19 protein-coding genes and 4 pseudogenes are annotated in these 18,300 nt (G+C 67.4%); 11 read left to right on the forward strand and 12 right to left on the reverse strand.

What is annotated here, in order from left to right:
• Window positions 1–150: 150 nt before the first annotated feature.
• Window positions 151–483 (reverse strand): annotated as a pseudogene (locus tag ACH4S9_RS15220) (YncE family protein); the annotation flags it as partial.
• On the opposite strand from ACH4S9_RS15220, the gene ACH4S9_RS15225 reads away from it, so the two are divergent.
• The gene (locus ACH4S9_RS15225; protein ID WP_398372136.1) at window positions 482–1,174 is read left to right on the forward strand and encodes a HemK2/MTQ2 family protein methyltransferase; all 693 of its coding nucleotides are present in this window, start codon (window positions 482–484) and stop codon (window positions 1,172–1,174) included. The pseudogene ACH4S9_RS15220 and the gene ACH4S9_RS15225 sit on opposite strands and share 2 nt — an antisense overlap.
• Window positions 1,175–1,211: 37 nt before the next feature.
• Window positions 1,212–1,376 (forward strand): CDGSH iron-sulfur domain-containing protein, encoded by a 165-nt coding sequence (locus tag ACH4S9_RS15230; RefSeq protein ID WP_311729312.1) that lies wholly within the window; start codon window positions 1,212–1,214, stop codon window positions 1,374–1,376.
• On the opposite strand, the gene ACH4S9_RS15235 is transcribed toward ACH4S9_RS15230, so the two are convergent.
• On the reverse strand, window positions 1,356–2,333 hold the full coding sequence (locus ACH4S9_RS15235) for an iron-containing redox enzyme family protein (RefSeq protein ID WP_311729311.1): 978 nt from the start codon (window positions 2,331–2,333) through the stop codon (window positions 1,356–1,358). The genes ACH4S9_RS15230 and ACH4S9_RS15235 overlap by 21 nt on opposite strands.
• 362 nt (window positions 2,334–2,695) lie before the next feature.
• On the opposite strand from ACH4S9_RS15235, the pseudogene ACH4S9_RS15240 reads away from it, so the two are divergent.
• A pseudogene (locus tag ACH4S9_RS15240) lies at window positions 2,696–2,991 on the forward strand (hypothetical protein); the annotation flags it as partial.
• Window positions 2,992–3,354: 363 nt separating this feature from the next.
• Here ACH4S9_RS15240 and ACH4S9_RS15245 read toward each other — a convergent pair.
• Together ACH4S9_RS15245 and ACH4S9_RS15250 are read right to left on the reverse strand one after the other, a co-directional pair.
• Window positions 3,355–3,528 (reverse strand): CsbD family protein, encoded by a 174-nt coding sequence (locus tag ACH4S9_RS15245; RefSeq protein ID WP_398372139.1) that lies wholly within the window; start codon window positions 3,526–3,528, stop codon window positions 3,355–3,357.
• Between the two features lie 368 nt (window positions 3,529–3,896).
• Window positions 3,897–4,730, reverse strand: a complete 834-nt coding sequence (locus ACH4S9_RS15250) for a transposase family protein (RefSeq protein ID WP_398372141.1) — start codon at window positions 4,728–4,730, stop codon at window positions 3,897–3,899.
• A 294-nt stretch (window positions 4,731–5,024) separates the two neighbouring features.
• On the opposite strand from ACH4S9_RS15250, the gene ACH4S9_RS15255 reads away from it, so the two are divergent.
• Window positions 5,025–5,564, forward strand: coding sequence for a hypothetical protein (locus tag ACH4S9_RS15255; RefSeq protein ID WP_398372143.1), 540 nt, complete (start codon window positions 5,025–5,027; stop codon window positions 5,562–5,564).
• A 17-nt stretch (window positions 5,565–5,581) separates the two neighbouring features.
• Here ACH4S9_RS15255 and ACH4S9_RS15260 read toward each other — a convergent pair whose 3' ends face one another.
• The 3 genes from ACH4S9_RS15260 to ACH4S9_RS15270 form a co-directional block, all read right to left on the reverse strand.
• Window positions 5,582–6,700 carry a Gfo/Idh/MocA family protein gene (locus ACH4S9_RS15260; RefSeq protein ID WP_398372145.1) on the reverse strand — a complete coding sequence of 373 codons (1,119 nt, stop codon included), beginning with the start codon at window positions 6,698–6,700 and terminating at the stop codon, window positions 5,582–5,584.
• Window positions 6,693–7,085, reverse strand: a complete 393-nt coding sequence (locus tag ACH4S9_RS15265; protein WP_311729306.1) for an ester cyclase — start codon at window positions 7,083–7,085, stop codon at window positions 6,693–6,695. Before ACH4S9_RS15265 ends, ACH4S9_RS15260 begins: the two co-directional genes overlap by 8 nt.
• A gap of 202 nt (window positions 7,086–7,287) precedes the next feature.
• Window positions 7,288–7,893: a TetR/AcrR family transcriptional regulator gene (locus ACH4S9_RS15270; RefSeq protein ID WP_311729307.1), complete on the reverse strand. Its 606-nt coding sequence runs from the start codon at window positions 7,891–7,893 to the stop codon at window positions 7,288–7,290.
• A gap of 148 nt (window positions 7,894–8,041) precedes the next feature.
• Between ACH4S9_RS15270 and ACH4S9_RS15275 the strand changes: the two genes are divergently transcribed.
• The 3 genes and pseudogenes from ACH4S9_RS15275 to ACH4S9_RS15285 form a co-directional block, all read left to right on the forward strand.
• Window positions 8,042–9,013 (forward strand): aldo/keto reductase, encoded by a 972-nt coding sequence (locus ACH4S9_RS15275; RefSeq protein WP_398372148.1) that lies wholly within the window; start codon window positions 8,042–8,044, stop codon window positions 9,011–9,013.
• Between the two features lie 183 nt (window positions 9,014–9,196).
• Complete coding sequence (locus ACH4S9_RS15280) at window positions 9,197–9,721, forward strand: transposase family protein (protein ID WP_398372150.1); 525 nt, start codon at window positions 9,197–9,199, stop codon at window positions 9,719–9,721.
• A gap of 203 nt (window positions 9,722–9,924) precedes the next feature.
• Window positions 9,925–10,002: pseudogene (locus ACH4S9_RS15285) on the forward strand (DUF6131 family protein); the annotation flags it as partial.
• 230 nt (window positions 10,003–10,232) lie between these two features.
• Here the strand turns inward: ACH4S9_RS15285 and ACH4S9_RS15290 are convergent.
• Window positions 10,233–10,847, reverse strand: a complete 615-nt coding sequence (locus ACH4S9_RS15290) for an SDR family NAD(P)-dependent oxidoreductase (RefSeq protein ID WP_398372152.1) — start codon at window positions 10,845–10,847, stop codon at window positions 10,233–10,235.
• A 151-nt stretch (window positions 10,848–10,998) separates the two neighbouring features.
• Window positions 10,999–11,841, reverse strand: coding sequence for a helix-turn-helix transcriptional regulator (locus ACH4S9_RS15295; RefSeq protein WP_398372154.1), 843 nt, complete (start codon window positions 11,839–11,841; stop codon window positions 10,999–11,001).
• A 138-nt stretch (window positions 11,842–11,979) separates the two neighbouring features.
• On the opposite strand from ACH4S9_RS15295, the gene ACH4S9_RS15300 reads away from it, so the two are divergent.
• The gene (locus tag ACH4S9_RS15300; RefSeq protein ID WP_398372156.1) at window positions 11,980–12,303 is read left to right on the forward strand and encodes a putative quinol monooxygenase; all 324 of its coding nucleotides are present in this window, start codon (window positions 11,980–11,982) and stop codon (window positions 12,301–12,303) included.
• 255 nt (window positions 12,304–12,558) lie between these two features.
• Here the strand turns inward: ACH4S9_RS15300 and ACH4S9_RS15305 are convergent.
• The 3 genes and pseudogenes from ACH4S9_RS15305 to ACH4S9_RS15315 form a co-directional block, all read right to left on the reverse strand.
• Window positions 12,559–12,774: pseudogene (locus tag ACH4S9_RS15305) on the reverse strand (aromatic ring hydroxylase); the annotation flags it as partial.
• A gap of 170 nt (window positions 12,775–12,944) precedes the next feature.
• Complete coding sequence (locus tag ACH4S9_RS15310; RefSeq protein WP_398372158.1) at window positions 12,945–13,322, reverse strand: hypothetical protein; 378 nt, start codon at window positions 13,320–13,322, stop codon at window positions 12,945–12,947.
• Between the two features lie 428 nt (window positions 13,323–13,750).
• Window positions 13,751–14,794, reverse strand: a complete 1,044-nt coding sequence (locus tag ACH4S9_RS15315) for a LacI family DNA-binding transcriptional regulator (RefSeq protein ID WP_385346832.1) — start codon at window positions 14,792–14,794, stop codon at window positions 13,751–13,753.
• Window positions 14,795–15,034: 240 nt separating this feature from the next.
• Here ACH4S9_RS15315 and ACH4S9_RS15320 point away from each other — a divergent pair, with 240 nt between their 5' ends.
• From ACH4S9_RS15320 to ACH4S9_RS15330, 3 genes are all read left to right on the forward strand, one after another.
• Window positions 15,035–16,351 (forward strand): extracellular solute-binding protein, encoded by a 1,317-nt coding sequence (locus ACH4S9_RS15320; RefSeq protein WP_311729302.1) that lies wholly within the window; start codon window positions 15,035–15,037, stop codon window positions 16,349–16,351.
• Between the two features lie 112 nt (window positions 16,352–16,463).
• On the forward strand, window positions 16,464–17,348 hold the full coding sequence (locus ACH4S9_RS15325; RefSeq protein WP_311729301.1) for a sugar ABC transporter permease: 885 nt from the start codon (window positions 16,464–16,466) through the stop codon (window positions 17,346–17,348).
• A 4-nt stretch (window positions 17,349–17,352) separates the two neighbouring features.
• Entirely contained in the window at window positions 17,353–18,258 is a 906-nt protein-coding gene (locus ACH4S9_RS15330; RefSeq protein ID WP_398372161.1) for a carbohydrate ABC transporter permease, read from the forward strand.
• Window positions 18,259–18,300 lie beyond the last annotated feature (42 nt).

The following is an 18,300-nucleotide window of genomic DNA, read 5'->3' on the forward strand; positions in this document are numbered from 1 at the left end:
GTGGACCCTGGTCGGGAACACGGTCGTCGCCATGACGCCGACGGTGCCCGCGACTGCGTTGTTCGTCACGTAGGCGCGAGCCCCATCCGGGGTGAGCGCGATACCGGTCGGGCCGTCTCCGAAGCCGATGTTCTCGACGATAGTGTGCGTGGCGGCGTCGATCACACCCACCGTGTCAGGGTCGGCGTTCGCCACATACGCATGGGAGCCGTCCGGGCTCACGGCCACGAAGCGCGAGTGGGCGCTGACGCCGATGGTGGCGGTGACGGCGCCGGCGGCGGTGTCGATCACACTTACCGTGTTCGAGCCACGGTTGACCACATACGCGCGGGCCCCATCGGGCGTGAGAGCGATTCCCTGGGGTGTGTTACCACGGAAATGATGGCTCCTGCCGCGAACGCGGCACTGGACATCGAGCCGCGCGCCAGGGCCGACCATGCGAAATTGGTGGCTCGGCGCCATCTCTGGGTACTCATGGCGCATGGTGCTGATGACCCCTCAAGGGGTGCACGCGCCGCAGCACGACACGTGGCTGCTGACCGAAGCGCTGCACCGGGAGAACATCACCGAGGACACCGCCGTCCTGGACGTCGGGACCGGTAGCGGTGCCCTGGCCATCGCTGCGGCCCGGCGCGGTGCTGGGCGGGTGACCGCGGTCGATGTCTCGGCCCTGGCCGTGGCGACGGCGTGGCTCCACTCCCGGGTGGAGGGGCTGCGGATCCAAGTGATGCGCGGGGATCTTTTGACCCCGGTGGCTGACCGCTGCTTCGATCTCATCGTCGCCAATCCCCCCTATGTGCCCTCTCCGGGCGCCTGCCGCGGCCGCGCTGTGGCGTGGAACGCCGGTGTCGACGGCCGGGCACTGGTCGACCGGATCTGCCGGGACGCGCCACCGCTGCTGCGCCCCGGAGGTGTGCTCCTTCTGGTTCACTCCGCGCTGTGCGGCATCGAAAGAACCGTGAGGCGGCTGGGGCAGGCGGCTATGCGGACGGCCGTGGTCGACCGCCGCCTCATCCCGTTCGGACCGGTGCTGCGCGAGCGGGCCGCGTGGCTGGAGGGCCGCGGGCTGATCGAACCGGGCGAAGAAACCGAAGAGCTGGTGGTGATCCGTGCCGAACGAGCGCAACGACAGCGACGGGACGCATCCGGAGCGGTGGAGGTACGACAGGCCTGAGTCTGTCGTGCGGGTGACGTTTGGGACGGACGGCCCGATGCTGATCGAAGGTCCCGTCGAGGTGGCCCTGCCGGACGGCCGCGTGGTCCGCTCCGATCGCTTCACGGCCGCGGTGTGTCTGTGCGGCCGCAGTGCGCGTTATCCGTGGTGCGACACCAGCCACCGCCGCCGTCCGCCGAGGTCACAGCGGAATACGCAGTGAGGAGCGGCCGTCGCGCCAAGCGCCCAGAAGCTGACTCTCGAGCCGGTCCTCCAGGAAGACGGTGGCGTCGACTCCGAAGGCGACATCGGGGGCCAGCCCTGGTTCGTCCCGCAGCAGGCCGTCGACCACGCCATGGCGCACGACCTGTTCGTGCACCGCGTCGGCCTCGACATGCTCGGTGTAGAAGAACGCGACCGCCTCCTCCGCTCCCATGCGGCGCAGCGCCTGGGCCAGCCGGTCGGAGGAGGGCGATGAGGTGATCTCGACCGTGGCGAAGTGCCCCACCAGGGCGCCGCGCAACGCGCGGTGCAGCCCCAGCAGCGACATCAAATTGACCACGGCCAGCATCTGCGCCGACGCGGCGTCCAGGTAGTCGTTGTACGTCGGGTCCAGACCCAGGCCCGCCATCAAGTCGGCGAACAGCTCCGCGTGCACGCGCTCCCCGCGTCCGGCGCCGAACTCGTCGTACTCCACCGCAGCCATGGCCGCCTTGGCCTCACCTCGCAGCCGCGGAATCACCCACACATGCGGATCAGCCTCCTTGAGCTGGTAGAGCGAACGCTGGGCGATGTACTCACGCAGCTGCCAGGGCTCCCCCTCGTCCCTGAGGTAGTGAGACACTCCCGCGCCATCGCCCGACTCCACCAGCAGCCCCTCCAGAGCGGTTGCCACCTCGTCGTGTTTGGTGGCGTCGGCGCGCAGCGCAGCGAGAAAACGCTGCTCCAGCGCTTGGCGCAGCCGTAGCAGGTCTGGATTCCACTCCCAGCCGTCGTCCACCCCGGCGAAACCCTGGTAGTGGAGCTCGTAGCAGAGATAGAGCCCGAGCTGCAGGTCGTCCCCGTACGGATCCGCCTCCCGCAGCGGGCGGCCCGCGGGCAGCGTCGCCTCCCCGGGCGCGCCCAGGAGGGCGTCGACGAGCGCGGTGGAGAGCTCTCCCCGCCCTGCTGGCAATGGCATCCGGTGCTCCTTTGGGCCTGTGGGCCGTCGAGGTGATGAGGGACCGGTCACCCGGATGGGTACCCCGGTGCCACGAGATCTCTCGGTTGCGCGCCGGGCGTGCTCCACGCAGGGTATGGCCCTGACACTCTGGGGCTGCAGTCGACCCTGCATATACGCGGACGTACACCTGAGACACGTTCGCCATGGGCGTCATGCGACTACGTAGCTGTGCGAGCCGAGGCCGGGGCGATCGCCGACGCGGCGGCGGGCCAAGGGGTCAGCGCGGGTGTGATGGTGCAGTAGCGAAGACCGCTGCACAACCGGCAAACCCTCCCCGGGGGCCGGTGGCCTTCACGCCTCGTCGGCAATCCACCGGGATCGTGCAGAAGCACTTCGTGGATGGTCCTGACCGGGCCGTGGGCGAGGCGGACCAGCTCGTGACCACGCTGATGGCGAGCGCGGCTACCCGACCGAGGGATACGAGCAACAGAAGCGCGATCTCTCGGTTGAACACGCCGAAACGCTGCAGCACTACCGCATTGCCCACGAGATCAACCGTCGCGCCGGAGGCAGGAACACCTCAACCGAGGAACTGCGGAGCGCCATGGTCCACTACCGCGCCTTGTTCGACGAACTGCTGAAAGATGACACCGCTCCGTCGGGCGGGAGCCGCTGAGCGCCCAGCGGACGGCCGCCACAGACCACACGCCGCCACAGACCACACAATGGAGGTGAAGAGACATTGGGCGAGAAAGCGGATTCGGACGCGGTGAGGAAGCGACGCCCGTCCAAGAGGGCCTGTCCACCGAGGACCTGCGCATAGCCCTCCAGCAATATCGGTCCTCCTTCGACCGCCTGCTCAACGCCTGACCGCCGGCCCCGCCGCGCACTCCGAAGTCGCAGCCCCGGGTACGCTGTGGCCGCCGCCCGCGCAGACTTCCAGCGCGAGCGGCGGCCACCAGCAGGCCCGCCGGGCCAGAGGCCGGTCCGGCATCCCCCTCCGGCAGACTCTGGCCGACCGGGGATCCGGAGTGCTCGGTCAGCGCTTGAAAGCGCCCTTGATGTTCTGCCCGGCCTGCTTGAGACCGCCCTTGGCCTGCTCACCCTTCCCCTTGGCCTCCAGGGAACGGTCGCCGGCGGCCTTTCCGGTCTTTTTCTTCAGCTTTCCTCTTTCCTTTTCCGCGGAATGCGCGGTCTTCTTGCCCAGCCTCATGACCAGTCCTCTCAGTGGCTCTCGCTGGCACCGTATCTAGCGTCTTTTGTTCATATATGTTCCCTCCTGGGTAGCGATCGAACCGTGTAAGGACCGAGCAGGGGCGCCAGGAGGTCAGCTGATCCGGGAGCGGTTGCCGTGGGGACAGCCGAGGGAAGAGGGCATTCGTGCGAGATCGGAGGACGCCATGATCGTCCTGGGGGTCATTCTTCTCGTCATTGGGTTCCTGGCCGGGATCTCCATTTTGTGGACCATTGGAATCGCATTGAGAGGTTTTCAACCTGAAGTTGCAGGTCGCGGGGCTGGCGTGGGTCGTGGGTGGGTGCTCGTGCAGGTGAGGGACGTGATCACTGGCAGGTGATCGTCCGTCAGCGGCTGACTTCCGCGTTCGTCAGCACGAGCAGGGCGCGCAGGAGTGTGGTGGCGTGGCGGGCCCTCATGCGGACCTTGGTGAGGATCCGCCAGTTCTTCAGGTCGGCGAAGCCGTGCTCGTTCGCCGCGCGTTCGCGGCTGATCAGTGGGTTCGCCTCCTTCTGGGCGGCGGTGAGCGGATGACCGTGGGTCGCCCGGCGGCCGGTGGTGATCACTGGGTCGTCGGGGTCGTCGTCCAGGCCGATGAAGCCGAGGTCGGCCAGGGCGCCCAGGCCGGCCTCCCGCAGGCGGGTGGTGATCTTGTTGTGGCGGGCGGTGGTGATCTCGCTGGAGCGTCCCGGCTTCGCCGCGGAGATCCACAGCAGGTTGCCACGCTCGTCGGTGAGGGCGAGGAACAGCAGGGCGTGGGCTTTGTGTTTGCCCGAATAGTTCGGCCGGTTCTCGTCCCCGGTGCGTCGGCGGGTGCGTACGAGGGTGCCGTCGATCAGCACAACGACGCCACCCTTGCGGGCGATTTTCTTCAGGGCGCGGTTCAGGCGCGGAGCACGCGCCGACAGCAGCTCGATCACTTCCAGCAGCCAGCGGCGCACGGTGGAAGCGGAGACGCCGTTGCCGCCCGCCATATCGGAAAGCCGCTGGTCGTGGCGGAGGACAGCGAGGGCGATCAGGGCAATCCGGCCGGGCGGGAGCTTGCGCCAGCGGGAGCGGATCTTCTTCAGGTGGCCGCGGACCAGGCCGGAGACGAGGTCCAGGGTGGCGCTCGACAGTGGCCGGCGGCACTGGTAGACAAGGCCGTCAGTGCCCTCGGCGGGGCTGGTGTTCTTTCGCATGGAATCCCCAACACCCGTCGGGGGCATGCGCGTTACGCCGACATTCGGCTGATGCCGGTCATGCAGGCGGCTGCGGCAGGGCGGTGAAGCGGCCGGCGGGGGTGCGGTGCAGCCAGCCCCGGTCGGCCAGGCGCCTGAGCTTGTCACGCACCGGCTCCACCTGCCCAGGCGCGGTGCCCTTGCCGAGCTGGACGCTGATGTCCTTGGCCGGACCGGATCCGAGGCCGTGGCCACAATCTTCATGATCGCCTGGTAGTCAGCGGGCAGCACGCTCTCATCCATGCCCGGCTTGCGGTGCGGGACCAGGAGCATCCCGCCTGCACCCGGAGCAGTCGTGACCCGCTCCAACTCGGCGGCCATGGCCGGCTCGTCGGCGTCACCAGCGCGTTCGGCCTCGATGAACTGCCCGATCACCACCTCTGCGGCCTCCAGCCGGGCCACCTCGGCATCGATCTCGGCGAGCTCCTCACGCAGCCGCTCGGCGCGATCGGCCAGCACCACCCGTCGCTGCATCACCCACACCAGTACATCCGCCACCAGCAGCCCTCCCGCGCCCGCTCCCTCGGGAGCCTACGAAGGAGCCAGAACCCAGCACCACAATTCCAGCGAATCACCAACGCGCCCGATGATCACCTGCTAGAGATCAGGCACCCGACCAGCAGGAGCACCCCATCCACGACCCACGCCAGCCCGGCGACCTGCAACTTCAGATTGAAAACCTCTCAATGGTGGCGCGTCCTGCAACGCTTCACCGGCCGCCGCGAACTCCTCCCCGAGACCATCAACGCCATCGCCGGCCTGGTCTCCGACAAGTCCGCCGGACTCACCTGGTAACCCCAGGTCACGCACCATCAACTACTGCGCACAAGGTCGTAAGGGTGGAGGGCTTTTCGTTGGCCTGTGGCGGCGGACCGTACGATCGCGTCAAGGAGTCGGTGGCGCTTGACGGCGTGGGTGAAGTCCGGGGCGACAGCCGTTCCGTGGACGAGGTCGTCCCGAATCGCGGCGTAGGCGTGCACCAGCGTGTGGATCACTGATCCGGCCAGGGCGGGGTAGTCGTCGTAGCCGCTGGGCAGCGTGACCTTCGTAGGCCGACCGCCGCTGCGTGTGCCACACACGGTGACCGGACCGACGTGCGGGAACTCGGCGGCGGTAATCTCGAGTCTCCCCTCCGTGCCGTCGATGATCAGAGAGAACCCTGCACCCGATGCCGCGCCTCCACGGTGGTGGACGGATAGGATCGCCCCGCCCGCCACGGTGCCCGAGATCGCGATCTGGTCCTCGGCGGTCATCGGAACGACCTGCCCGGTGCGCCCGAGGGGAACCTGGCGGCGCCGGGTCGTGGTCGTAGCAACCACTTCCTGAAGCTCGCCGACGACCATCGACACCAGGTCGATCGCGTGTCCGAACGCGATGGTCAGCATCGTGGCCCCGAGCTTGCGGTCGAGCGTGTAGACCATGTTCGGAGACACCGGAGTGCCCCATTCGGTCGAAGACGCCACGACGGTGGCGGAGAGCACTTCCCCCACGAATCCTTCGGACACGAGGTCGGCCAGCCAGCGGAAGGTAGGCGAGGAGCGTCCCTGAAGACCGACGAAGGTGCGCGTCGTCCCGGCGGCACGCTCCATCTCCTCGGCCTCGCGCAGGTCGACGGCGAGCGGCCACTCGGAGAGCACCGGCACTCCCGCCTTCAGCACGGGCAACACGAGTTCGCGATGCTGGGGCACTTTGACGGCGACAACAACGAGGTCGACGTTCTCGTCGCTGGCGAGCTGCTTGACCGACGTGTACGCGGGGACGCCATACGCCGCTCCCGCGGCCTGGGCCGAGGCTTCGGAGCTCGCCGCCAGCGCGCGAAGCTCGATCCCGTCGACGGCTCTCAGCGCGGGCAGGTGAGCCCCGGCCGCCCAGCCTCCCGTGGCGCTCAGGCCGACGATGCCGACGCCGATCGGCTTACGGGGGTCAGGCACCGAGCTGCCGCCTCAGGGTCTCGGCGTCGTGCAGGGCCGTCATGTGCACGAACCGCCCGTCACGAACCTGGTAGATGGCGTACTCGACGATCTCGAACGAGGCGCCGGTGGGAGCCACGCCGAGCCACTCCTTGGCGGGCGTGCCCGTGTTGGTCAGACGGGCGGCCAGGCGATCACCATCGACCGCGATCTCCCGGGGCTCCCAGTGGAAGTCCGGGACCGCGTCGATGTCGCCGTTCAGCACAGCGATGACCTGGTCCCGCGTGCCCGGCTCGCCGTTCAGGGTGGTCTCGTCGTTGATGAACTCGTCCATGCGGGAGATCTCGTGTGCGTTGAGCGCCCCGATGTAGCGCAGGTAGAACTCGCGCAGGTCGGTGTCGGACATGATCTCCTTCTTCGGCCCCCGGAGCGGAGGTCATGCTCGGTGTTTCGCGACGGCTCTCGACGGTTTCGTCGCGGTGATCGTCGGCAGGGGGAGGAACCACTGCTCGAAACTTCTGTCCCGGACGGTACCGAAGTTTTGCCGCACCGTCACGACCCTCATGCGAGGAGAATGTCTCACCGGGGCGAGCGAAGGGGTGCAGCCGCTATGCAGGCCAGCCGAGCAACGCCGTGTCGACGATCTCATCGAGCTCAGCAGGACCGAGGCCGTTGGCGGCCTGCACTGCGATGCCGAAACCCATCGTCATGATGAACCGGGCAAGACGCCGAGGGTCGGCGTTGCGCGGAAGATCACCCTCGTTGACGGCGCGCCGGAAGCGCTCCTCAAGGCGGCCCCCCGCGTCGTTGCGCCAGTCGACAAGCAGGTCGTGGACGGCCCGGCTCTCGTCGCTCGACGCCAGCGCACCCTGCACGGTCAGGCACCCGGAGGGGCCGCCGGGAGGGGTCGTGGTGCAGACCGCTCCGCGGAGGAACGCCAAGGCCACAGCCCGTGCGGTGGGCTCCTCCAGGGCACGCGTGGCGTAGGCGGCCGGCCCCGCGCCGTAGCGCTGGAGGGCCTTGCGGAACAACTGCTCCTTGTTGCCGAAGGCCGCATACATGCTCGTCTTGGTGATCCCCATGGCGCCGGTCAGTTCAGCGAGGCTTGCACCTTCGTAACCTCGCGCCCAGAACACCCGCATCGCGCGTTCCAGCGCCTGGTCGATGTCGAATCCTCGAGGCCGACCCATGACGGCCCTACGTGAGTCACCCATGCCACAAGCGTACCCCTCGGTACAGATCTACGCTGACCAGCAGTTTCATCCTACCCGGGCGGCGAACGCAGTTCAGTACCGGCCGGTCTTGATGTGCTACAGTTCTGCACCGACCGGTACTTAACTAATGGGAAGGGAAGTCCGCGCCATGAAAACCATTTCGCTCGGCAGCCTCAAGGTCTCGCGCATCGGTCTCGGAGCCATGGGAATGTCGGCGTTCTACACCGGCGCCGGCCAGCTCGACGACGAGTCGATCCGTACGATCCACCGCGCTCTGGACCTCGGGGTCACCCATATCGACACCGCTGAGGGGTACGGCCCCTTCATCAACGAGGAGCTGGTCGGCCGGGCCGTGCAGGGGCACCGAGACGAGGTCGTGCTGGCGACCAAGTTCGGACTGATCTCCCACACCGGTGGCTCGGCTCCGGACAGCACTCCGGCCAACATCCGCCTGGCCGTGGAGGGATCACTGAAGCGCCTGGGTACCGACTACATCGACCTCTACTACCAGCACCGGGTGGACCCCGGCACGCCCATCGAGGAGACCGTTGGCGCGCTGGCCGAACTGGTGGCCGAAGGCAAGATCCGCCACATCGGCCTGTCGGAGGCCGGCCCCGCCACGATCCGCCGCGCTCACGCCGTGCATCCGGTCACCGCGGTCCAGTCCGAATACTCGCTGTGGACCCGCGACCCGGAGGCCGAGATCCTGCCCGTCCTGCGCGAACTGGGTATCGGCTTCGTGCCGTACTCCCCGCTTGGCCGCGGCTTCCTGACCGGCAACATCCGCTCCCTGAACGATCTTGACGCCGACGACTGGCGCCGCACCAACCACCGCTTCGCCGACGGCAACCTGGAACGCAACCTGCGAATCGTCGACGAGGTCCGGGCCGTGGCCGCCGAGATCGACACCACGCCCGCACAGGTCGCCTTGGCCTGGCTGCTCGCCCAGGGTGACGACATCGCGCCCATCCCCGGCACCAAGCGAGTCGCCCGGCTGGAGGAGAACGCCGCCGCCGACCACATCGAGCTCACTGCCAGCCACGTCGCCCGCCTGAACGACCTGCCCCCGGCCTCCGGCGAGCGCTACGACGCGGACAACATGGCCGCCATCGACCGCTAATCGAAGACGTACCATCACGCACGCCGCGGGTCGGCATCCGGGCGAAGAGTGCCGCATTCCCAATGAGAGGTTTTCAACCTGAAGTCGCAGGTCGCCATCCGCTCCCGCTGGCGCAAGCTCCCGCCCGGCCGGATTGCCCTGATCGCCCTCGCTGTCCTCCGCCACGACCAGCGGCTTTCCGATATGGCGGGCGGCAACGGCGTCTCCGCTTCCACCGTGCGCCGCTGGCTGCTGGAAGTGATCGAGCTGCTGTCGGCGCGTGCTCCGCGCCTGAACCGCGCCCTGAAGAAAATCGCCCGCAAGGGTGGCGTCGTTGTGCTGATCGACGGCACCCTCGTACGCACCCGCCGACGCACCGGGGACGAGAACCGGCCGAACTATTCGGGCAAACACAAAGCCCACGGCCTGCTGTTCCTCGCCCTCACCGACGAGCGTGGCAACCTGCTGTGGATCTCCGCGGCGAAGCCGGGACGCTCCAGCGAGATCACCACCGCCCGCCACAACAAGATCACCACCCGCCTGCGGGAGGCCGGCCTGGGCGCCCTGGCCGACCTCGGCTTCATCGGCCTGGACGACGACCCCGACGACCCAGTGATCATCACCGGCCGCCGGGCGACCCACGGTCAGCCGCTCACCGCCGCCCAGAAGGAGGCGAACCGACTGATCACCGCGAACGCGCGGCGAACGAGCACGGCTTCGCCGACCTGAAGAACTGGCGGATCCTCACCAAGGTCCGCATGAGGGCCCGCCACGCCACCACACTCCTGCGCGCCCTGCTCGTGCTGACGAACGCGGAAGTCAGCCGCTGACGGACGATCACCTGCCAGTGATCACGTCCCTCACCTGCACGAGCACCCACCCACGACCCACGCCAGCCCTGCGACCTGCAACTTCAGGTTGAAAACCTCTCATTGGTCGTGATTGGAGCGATCTTGTGGGTCCTGGGCTCTGTGGGGCATGCGGTCGGCGGGCGACGGCACTACTGGTAGCCGAGAATGTGGCCAGGTGCCTCGCACGACCGTTGGGCACCCGCGTGGCTCCCGGCGGGCCCCGACCTGTTACCCGCCTCTCGCGGTTTTCGGGAGTTCGCCTCGTTCGCCCTGAGGCGACGGTGAAGGACGGTGCCAACGCTCGGGAACTGCCTCAGAGGTGGAGGACGGGCCGGTGGGCGGACATTCATTTCTGCGACTGACGGCAGCTCCGGCTCTCGTGGATGTCCTCACCGCGCTGTTCTCGCAGGCGCCGATGGTGCGGCATCGCGCCAAGGACATCCTGCGTGCGGCCCGACTGCAACTGCTTCCCGCAAATGACCCCGAGGTCGCAAAGGATCTGGAACATGCCAGGAAGGGCAAGCCACTCTCACCGATCCTCCTGGTACGCGGCGAGCTGAACCTCGACGGCGAGCGGCCTGGGTCATGCTGAAGGAGCCCATCCCGCTGGACACGTTGACGATGACGGGGTTCGGCGACTTGCGCAGCAGCGGGAGGAAGGCGTGCGTGACGCGCACGATCCCGACGACGTTCACGTCGAGTACGGCGCTCACGTCGGCCGCGGTGTACTCCTCGACGGGGCCGACCTTGCCGAGGACGCCGGCGCTGTTGACCAGGGCGTCGATCGTTCCCTCATGCGCGGCGACATCCGCGGCCGCGGCCTGGACCGAGGCGTCGTCGGTCACGTCGATCTGAACGAACCGGGCGCCGAGCGACTCGGCCGCGGCCCGACCGCGCTCACGGTGGCGGGCACCGAGGAGGACGGTGTGCCCCGCCTCGACGAGGCGACGAGCGGTTTCAAGACCGAGGGACTTGTTGGCCCCGGTGATGAATGTGGTGGTCATGCTGGCTCCTCCTGGTCCGAACAGCAGGTCGTGCGCTGTTCACGCACTCCATGCTGGGTCCCCGGGAGGGTTGGCGGGAGCTACGGGACTTCCTGGTACCGCGCGCACCACCCAGTAGCCTGGTCCACCGGATGAGGCAGAACGCGGGCCTTCATCCCTGAGGAGACATCCTCTGGACCCCAATGGCCGCAAGGAATTCGAGTTTGCTGCGGGCGTCGGTGCCTGGCTGCGGCGTGTACACCACGAGGCGGAGGTTCGTGTCCTGGGTGTTGAGGATGTCGGAGTTCATGGCGATGTCTCCGACATCCGGGTGCTGGACGAGTTTGTGCGCACTCTGGTGACCGCCCACCGCTCGGCGGCTCCACAACTCGCAGAACCGTGGGCTGAGGTTCAGCCTCGATACCAACGCCGCGAGGTCGGGATCGTCGGGGTACCGGCTCGTCGTCGCGCGCAGGTCGGCGACGAGGGATTCCTCGAACGCCACCCGCTCGGCCGCCGTCTGCCGGACCCGGGGCAGCTCACCCAGGAACTTCCAGACCAGGACGTTGCGGTCTCCCAGACCGCGGACCGTGGGATCGCCGAACGTGGCCGCGAACAGCGGATTCCAGTGCAGCAACTGCCAGGTGGCGTCGTAGATCGCCAACGGGTTGCCGGCGAGCTGGTCCGCGATGCGGTACAGGCTCCCTGGGATCATTCGTGGAACCCGACTCGGATCCGCTGCGTGACCGGCCATGCGCAAAAGGTGAGCATGCTCGTCGTCGGACAGGTGCAGGGCGCGAGCCAGGGCCGAGCAGACCTGCGCCGAGGGTGTCGCCACCCGTCCCTGCTCCAGCCGGACCACGTACTCGACCGAGATGCCGGCCAGCGTCGCCAGCTCCGCGCGTCGCAGACCGGGGACCCGACGGGGTGAGCCGTGTGCGAAGCCCACCGTCGATGGGTCCAGCCGGTCCCGCCACGCCCGCAGCGCGGCACCGAGTTGATCCATGCACACCATCCTCCCGCACACCCCGCCCCGCTGGGTGGTACGCGCTGTACCACGAAGTCCCGTAGCTCCCGCCAACGCTCCCCGGGGGCTCAGTGTCGAGTCGTGAACGGCGCACAACGATGCTGTTCGGAGTCAGGAGGAGCAAGCGTGACCACCACGTCGAACCACTACGTCACCGTGGTGTGGGAAGCCCGGGCCAAATCCGGGAAGGAAGCCGCGATGAAGGCGTTCATGACAGCCGCCGTCACCGCATCGCGCTACGACGCGGGCAACATCGACTACGAGGCTCACCAGGTCGAGGGACAACCGGGCGCGTTCGTCATCTTCGAGCGCTGGGAGAGCCGCGAGGCCCTCGAAGGCCACCTGCAGGCACCCCGCATGCAGGACCTGGTGCCCCAACTGCTGGAACTGATGGACGGCAGCGTCGAGGACGGGATGCGCTTCCTGCAGCCGTTCCGCCCGGCACAGTAGGCCGACCCGGAGCACGGCGGTCATGATCGTCGTCCTCCGACGCTGAGCGGTTTCGAGCAGCAAGACGGCAGCGCGGGCACGGCCGTCCTTCGTGATCACTGAGCGTAGAGACTCCATGATCACGAGGACCCGTGCCTGCTCTGCATCCTCCCCCACACCCGATGCCCATTGCCGGTCGTTCTTACCGCATCCAGCCCACCTGCGGCGATGACTTTTCGAGCGGCACAGGATGTCCAGGGGGATGCTCAAGCGGTTGGCGGAGTCGGCCGCGGCTTCTGCCCACGCGGCGCCTCCGGGATCGGACGCGTCGACGATCAGGACGAATCTGCCGCGTCCGGTGAGGTCGTAGGTGGACCGCTGCCGGTCGCCCCGGCTGATCCAGGCGTGCGGGATGCGGTGGCCCGGCCGGGTCTGGGAGTGGAAGTCCAGTACCGGATCGGCGTAGACATGCGGTGCCGTGCCGTCATGCACGATGGCCGACGAGGTGTAGGTGTAACCGATCTCGATGTTGTGAGCGCGGAACTCGTGGCGCTTGTCGGCGATCGCGGCCGCGACCCGCTCGCGCAGCGCGGCTGTTTCCGCCGTACCGGAGAACAGGTCGGTGAACCGGGCCCAGGCGTGCTCAGGGGACGTGTCCGGCGTCAGCGGGCTCCTGAGCGCGGGGCGTGGACGCGGTCATCAGGGCGGCGGGACCCTCGGGAGGGAGGAACGACGACGGGGCAGCGGCCCCCAGCTGTAGAGGCCCTTGGCTCTTCGAAGACGCTCGGTTCCCAGAGCCGGTCGTCCAGGATGCAGTCGAGCTCGCTGTGGTACTCGAAGAAGCCACCCGCCAGGTCCTTGAGGTACCAGAAGAAGTTCGAGCCGATGTGATGGCGGCCCACTCCCCTGATGTCGTCGCTGATCTTGAAGCGGAGCCCCTCGGTGAAGAACCGCTGAGTGGCGTCCGTGTCGACCGAGCCGATCACGTCGCAGCAGCCGTGGCGGCGGCAGACACGTCCGCGGTCGGCAGAGGAGCGCATGGTGATCGCTTCCTGAAGGTGGCGTGATGTATCGGTAAGCCCATTCTCCGTCCGGGCGGACACGCCGGGCGATCACCGAGGGGCGCGCTCTGCTGTGGCCTGGGCTTTTGCCTTGTCGTGGCGACAAGTGCAGGGGTGCGGTAGTCGGCGAATTATCCCAAGGCGACCGTCAGCGGTCGGCCGCGGACTCACCCGGCACACCTTACGTACTATCGTCGACATCAACGTTCTGGACCAGCAGTTGGAGGAGATCCGCCGCAGCGGCTTCTCAGCGACCGGACCTGTCGGCGGCCACCCTCAGTTGATCGCATCGCAGCTCACACAGAACGGTGACGGGCAAAGCGGCGTCGGACAGGGCCGCCAGGGCGCCTTGGCGACGATCTTTGATCTGCTGGAGCCGACCGGGACCGCCGACATGGGTGGTGGTCTCAGGCGGTTCGGGGAGATGACGTACTGCGGCGGATCACAAGGCGAGGGGTCATCGTGGTCTGCATGGCACGATCCCGCTGTCCTTCCACCCGCTCGATGAGCATCTTCGCGGCGGCGGCGCCCATGGTGTGGCCGGCCTGGTCGACACTGGTGAGCTGCACGGGGGTGAGGGCTGCGATGGCGGTGTTGTTGTAGCCGACGAGGGACAGTTCCTGCGGGACGCGCATGCCCAGCTCATGGGCCGCGCGGTAGACGCCGAGGGCGGCGACATCCGCACCGGTCATGATGGCTGTGGGAGGTTCCGTGCCGGTGAGCAGTTGCATCCCGGCCTTGTAGCCGCCGTCGTCGGAGTACCTGGCCTGGAAGACGCAGGCGTGGTCCTGTAGGCCGTGGCGCTCCATCGCTTCCAGGTATCCGCTGGTCAGCACGATTTCCGGTGTGCGTTTCCACATACTCGACTTGGTGCCGGGCGCCGACAGCAGGGCAATGTTGCGGTGGCCGAGGGATACAAGGTGGTCCACCACGAGCCCCGCTCCGGCGTCGTCCGCGTCCACGACCGAGTCATGGACGTCGGCGGGGTCGTGGTGGCCGATGACGACCGTGGGAGTGGTGGCGGCCGTGGCGAGGACTTCGGTGCGCGGCGTTCCGGGCGCGATCAGGATCAGCCCGTCCATCTGGCGGTCGACCATGGAGCGGATGGTCTTGGCCTGGTTCTCCGCGCCGAATCCGGCGGCCCCGATCAGGACGCTGTACTCACTGTCGAGCAGTTGGTCCCGGATCCCGTCCAGGATGTCGGCGAAGAAGGCGTTGCGGATGTTGTCCAGCAGGACACCGATCGTGTAGGTCCGTCCTCGCATGCCGCGCGCGGCCGCGTGTGGCCGGTAGTCGAGCTCGGCCATGGCGGCGCGGACCCGTTCCTGCATGGTGGCGCTCACTCCGTAGGCGTTGCGCAGCACCTTGGAGACCGCGGTGGTGGACACGCCGGCGTGCCGCGCCACGTCGGTGATCGTCACGCGCTTCTTCTGCTTCGGCGCCGAGTCCATGCGTGGCGCACCCCCGAGTCCTTGTGCTTTGGGCAACGATTTACATGACGGTCCGTGCAGAGGGAACTGGCGCGGACTGCTTTCCTCGATGTTACGGCCTGATGTCTTGACGCGACAGTGGACGGAGTGCACTGTAGTCCCACTTCGTCGTGGGTAACGTTACCCATTCTTCCGGTCCAGACCTCCATCTCGACCGCCCCCCCAATGTCTTCCCGCTGCAACGATGACAGGGAGCCAGCTGTGATCATCGACTTGTCCCGTGCCCGAAGGGCGCGGATCACCGGCCTGACGGCGAGCGCCGCCGCGGTGGTCGTTCTCGCGTCCGGCTGCGGAGGCTCGGGCTCGGGCTCCTCCTCCGCGCCGAAGGAGTTCAGCTACTTGACGAACGCGGAGAACACCACCGTCAAGACGGCGCTGGACACCCTGTCGAAGAACGCGTGCAAGGCACAGAACCAGGCGCTGCCGCTGAAGGTGGACACGGTGCCGCAGACCAGCCTGGACCAGAAGCTTCAGCTGCTCGGCGGGCAGAACGCGCTGCCCGTGCAGTTCGCAGCCGGCAACGCCCCTGCCTTGACCGACCAGCTCTACAAGTCCGGCAAGGTGGCCGACCTCGAGAAGAAGCTGAACGAGCTGGGTGTCTACGACCAGATCGAGCCGGCGGCGATCTCCACCATCAAGGCGCTGTACGGCGGCAAGGTCGAGGTCCTGCCGTACGAGTACAACATCGAGGGCATCTTCTACAACAAGAAGCTGTTCAGCGAGAACGGCCTGTCCGTGCCCACCACCTGGGACCAGCTGGTGTCGAACGCGGCGAAGCTGGAGGCGAAGGGGATACAGCCGTTCTCCGCCTCCGGGCAGCAGGGCTGGCCGATCACGCGGCTGGTCAGCGGCTACCTGTACCGCAGCCTGGGGCCGGACGCGCTGAAGGACGTGGCTGACGGCAAGGCCAAGCTGACCGACCCGAAGTACGTCGAGGCGGCCCAGAAGGTGGCCGACCTCGGCAAGAAGGGCTACTTCGGCAAGGGGGTCGGGTCGATCGACTACGATACCTCGTTCAACCAGTTCCTCACCGGCAAGGCCGCCATGTTCTACATGGGCAGCTGGGCGCTGACGAACATCGCCGACCCCAAGCAGAACAAGGTGGGCGCCGAGAACATCGGCTTCATGCCCTTCCCCGCGGTCGCCGGCGGCAAGGGCTCGATCGACCAGTACCCGTCCAACGTCGGCCTGGCGATGACGCTGGGGGCCAAGACCTTCGATCGCAAGGTCGGCGACTGGGTCACCTGCATCGCGAAGAACTACGGCAGCGCCGCGCTGAACGGCCAGGGCTCCATCTCGGGCTTCAAGACCAACACCCCCGTCAAGGACCCGAACGAGATCACCACACAGGTCAGGAAGACCATCGGCGAGTCGAAGCAGAACGTCCTGTGGTTCGAGGCCCTGTTCAGCACCAAGGCCACCACTGTCAGCCAGACGAACGCGGCTTCCCTGGCGACCGGGAGCATAAGCCCGCAGAAGTTCATGCAGACCGTTCAGGACGCGCTGTCCAGCAGCTGAGGTCCGGTGCTGACGGCTCAGGACCCGCCGCAGTGCCGCTCCTGAGCCGCACGTCCGGAACCCTCCCTCCACGGGCCCGCCCGCATCCCCTCCAACGAAGTGGACACCACCCATGCACCGTGTACTCGGTGACCGCAGGGCCATCCTGATCCTGGTAGGCCCCGCCCTGCTCGTCTACTCCCTCATCATGCTGGTCCCCATGGTGTGGTCACTGGGCTACTCGTTCACCAAGGGCAACACCATCGAGGGCTTCACCGGCAATGGCCTGGACAACTTCCAGCGCCTGTTCAGCGACCCGGCCGTCCGCCAGGCACTCTGGTTCACCCTCAAGTACGCCGTGGCCGTGACCGTCGGGCAGGTCCTCGCCGGCTACCTTCTCGCCCTGCTGTACGTCTTCTTCCTCAAGCGCGCCTCGGCGCTCATCCGCACACTGGTGTTCTTCCCGGTCGTCCTCCCCACGGTGGCGGTCGGCCTGCTCTTCCAGAAGCTCTTCCAGGTCGCCCCGCAGACCGGCCCCGTCAACTCGCTGCTCAACATGGTGGGCCTGGAGTCGGTCGACTGGTTCGGCAGCAGCGGCAATGCGTTCTGGGTCCTGATCCTCATGGACGTCTGGCGCTCCATGGGCTTCTACGCCGTCCTGCTGTTCGCGGGGCTGGTCGACATCCCCGACGAGGTGCTGGAGTCGGCCCGCCTGGACGGGGCCTCGGGCCTGCGGCTCGTACGCCACATCGTGCTGCCCCTGTCGTTCCCGGTCCTGATGTCGTCGCTGATCTTCAGCATCAACGGCACGCTGAAGGCCTTCGACTCCATCCTCGCCCTCACCAACGGCGGTCCCGGCAACGCCACCACACCGCTGACCCTCTACATGTTCCAGACGTCGTTCACCTACAGCGACTACGGCTACGGAAGCACCATCGCGCTGCTGCTGACCGTGGTGTGCCTGCTGGTGACCCTGGTCGTCTTCCGCCTCTCGCGGCGCGACCTCACGAAGGGCTGAAGCCATGGCAGTCGACACGCCCATCAAGACGAAGGCCCCGCGCATCAGCCACCGGCCCGGCACCATCCGCACCGCAGGGCGGCGCCGCCGCGCCGGACGACTCTGGGTGAAGGCGGTCGTCGGTCTGCTGCTGGTCGTCGAGGTCTATCCCTTGCTGTGGATGTTCCTGACCTCGCTGAAATCCAACAGCGACTACCTGAACAACTCCACCTGGAGTCTGCCGACGTCCTGGGAGTGGGGGAACTACAGCGAGGCATGGACCACCGGCCACATCGGCCTGTACGTCAAGAACAGTCTGCTGGCGGTTGTTCCGTCGCTCGCGCTGATCCTCCTGCTCGGCACCGCCGCCGGCTTCGCGCTGCAGATCATGGTGTGGAAGGGGCGCAGTCTGACCCTGCTGCTGTTCCTCGCGGGCATGATGGTCCCGTCCCAGATGATCCTGCTGCCGCTGTTCACGGTGTACTTCCAGACGGGCCTGTCGGGCACCTTGTGGCCGCTGATCCTCACCTACACCGGCACCGGTCTGCCGCTGACGGTGTTCATGATGGCCACGTACTACAAGGCCGTGCCCCGGGAGCTGTTCGAGGCGGCCACCATCGACGGGGCCGGGATCCTGCGGTCCTTTTGGACCATCAGTGTGCCCATGGTCCGCAACGCCGTCCTGACCGTCGGCCTGGTGCAGTTCTTCTTCCTCTGGAACGACCTGCTCATCGCGCTGACCTTCACCAACAACCAGGACCTGCGCACCATCCAGGTCGGCCTGCTCAACTTCAGCGGGGAGTTCGGCGCCACCCAGTACGGACCGCTGTTCGCGGCCATCTGCATCAACGTCTTCGGCACGCTGATGGTCTATCTCTTCCTCAACCAGAAGGTCATGAAGGGCCTGACCGGAGGAGCAGTCAAGGGCTGACGCCCGCTCCCACCTCCCCATCCCGGCGCAACACGGGTTGCC

The sequence above is a fragment of the Streptomyces sp. NPDC021225 genome (genome assembly GCF_044332865.1).
Lineage (GTDB): Bacteria > Actinomycetota > Actinomycetes > Streptomycetales > Streptomycetaceae > Streptomyces.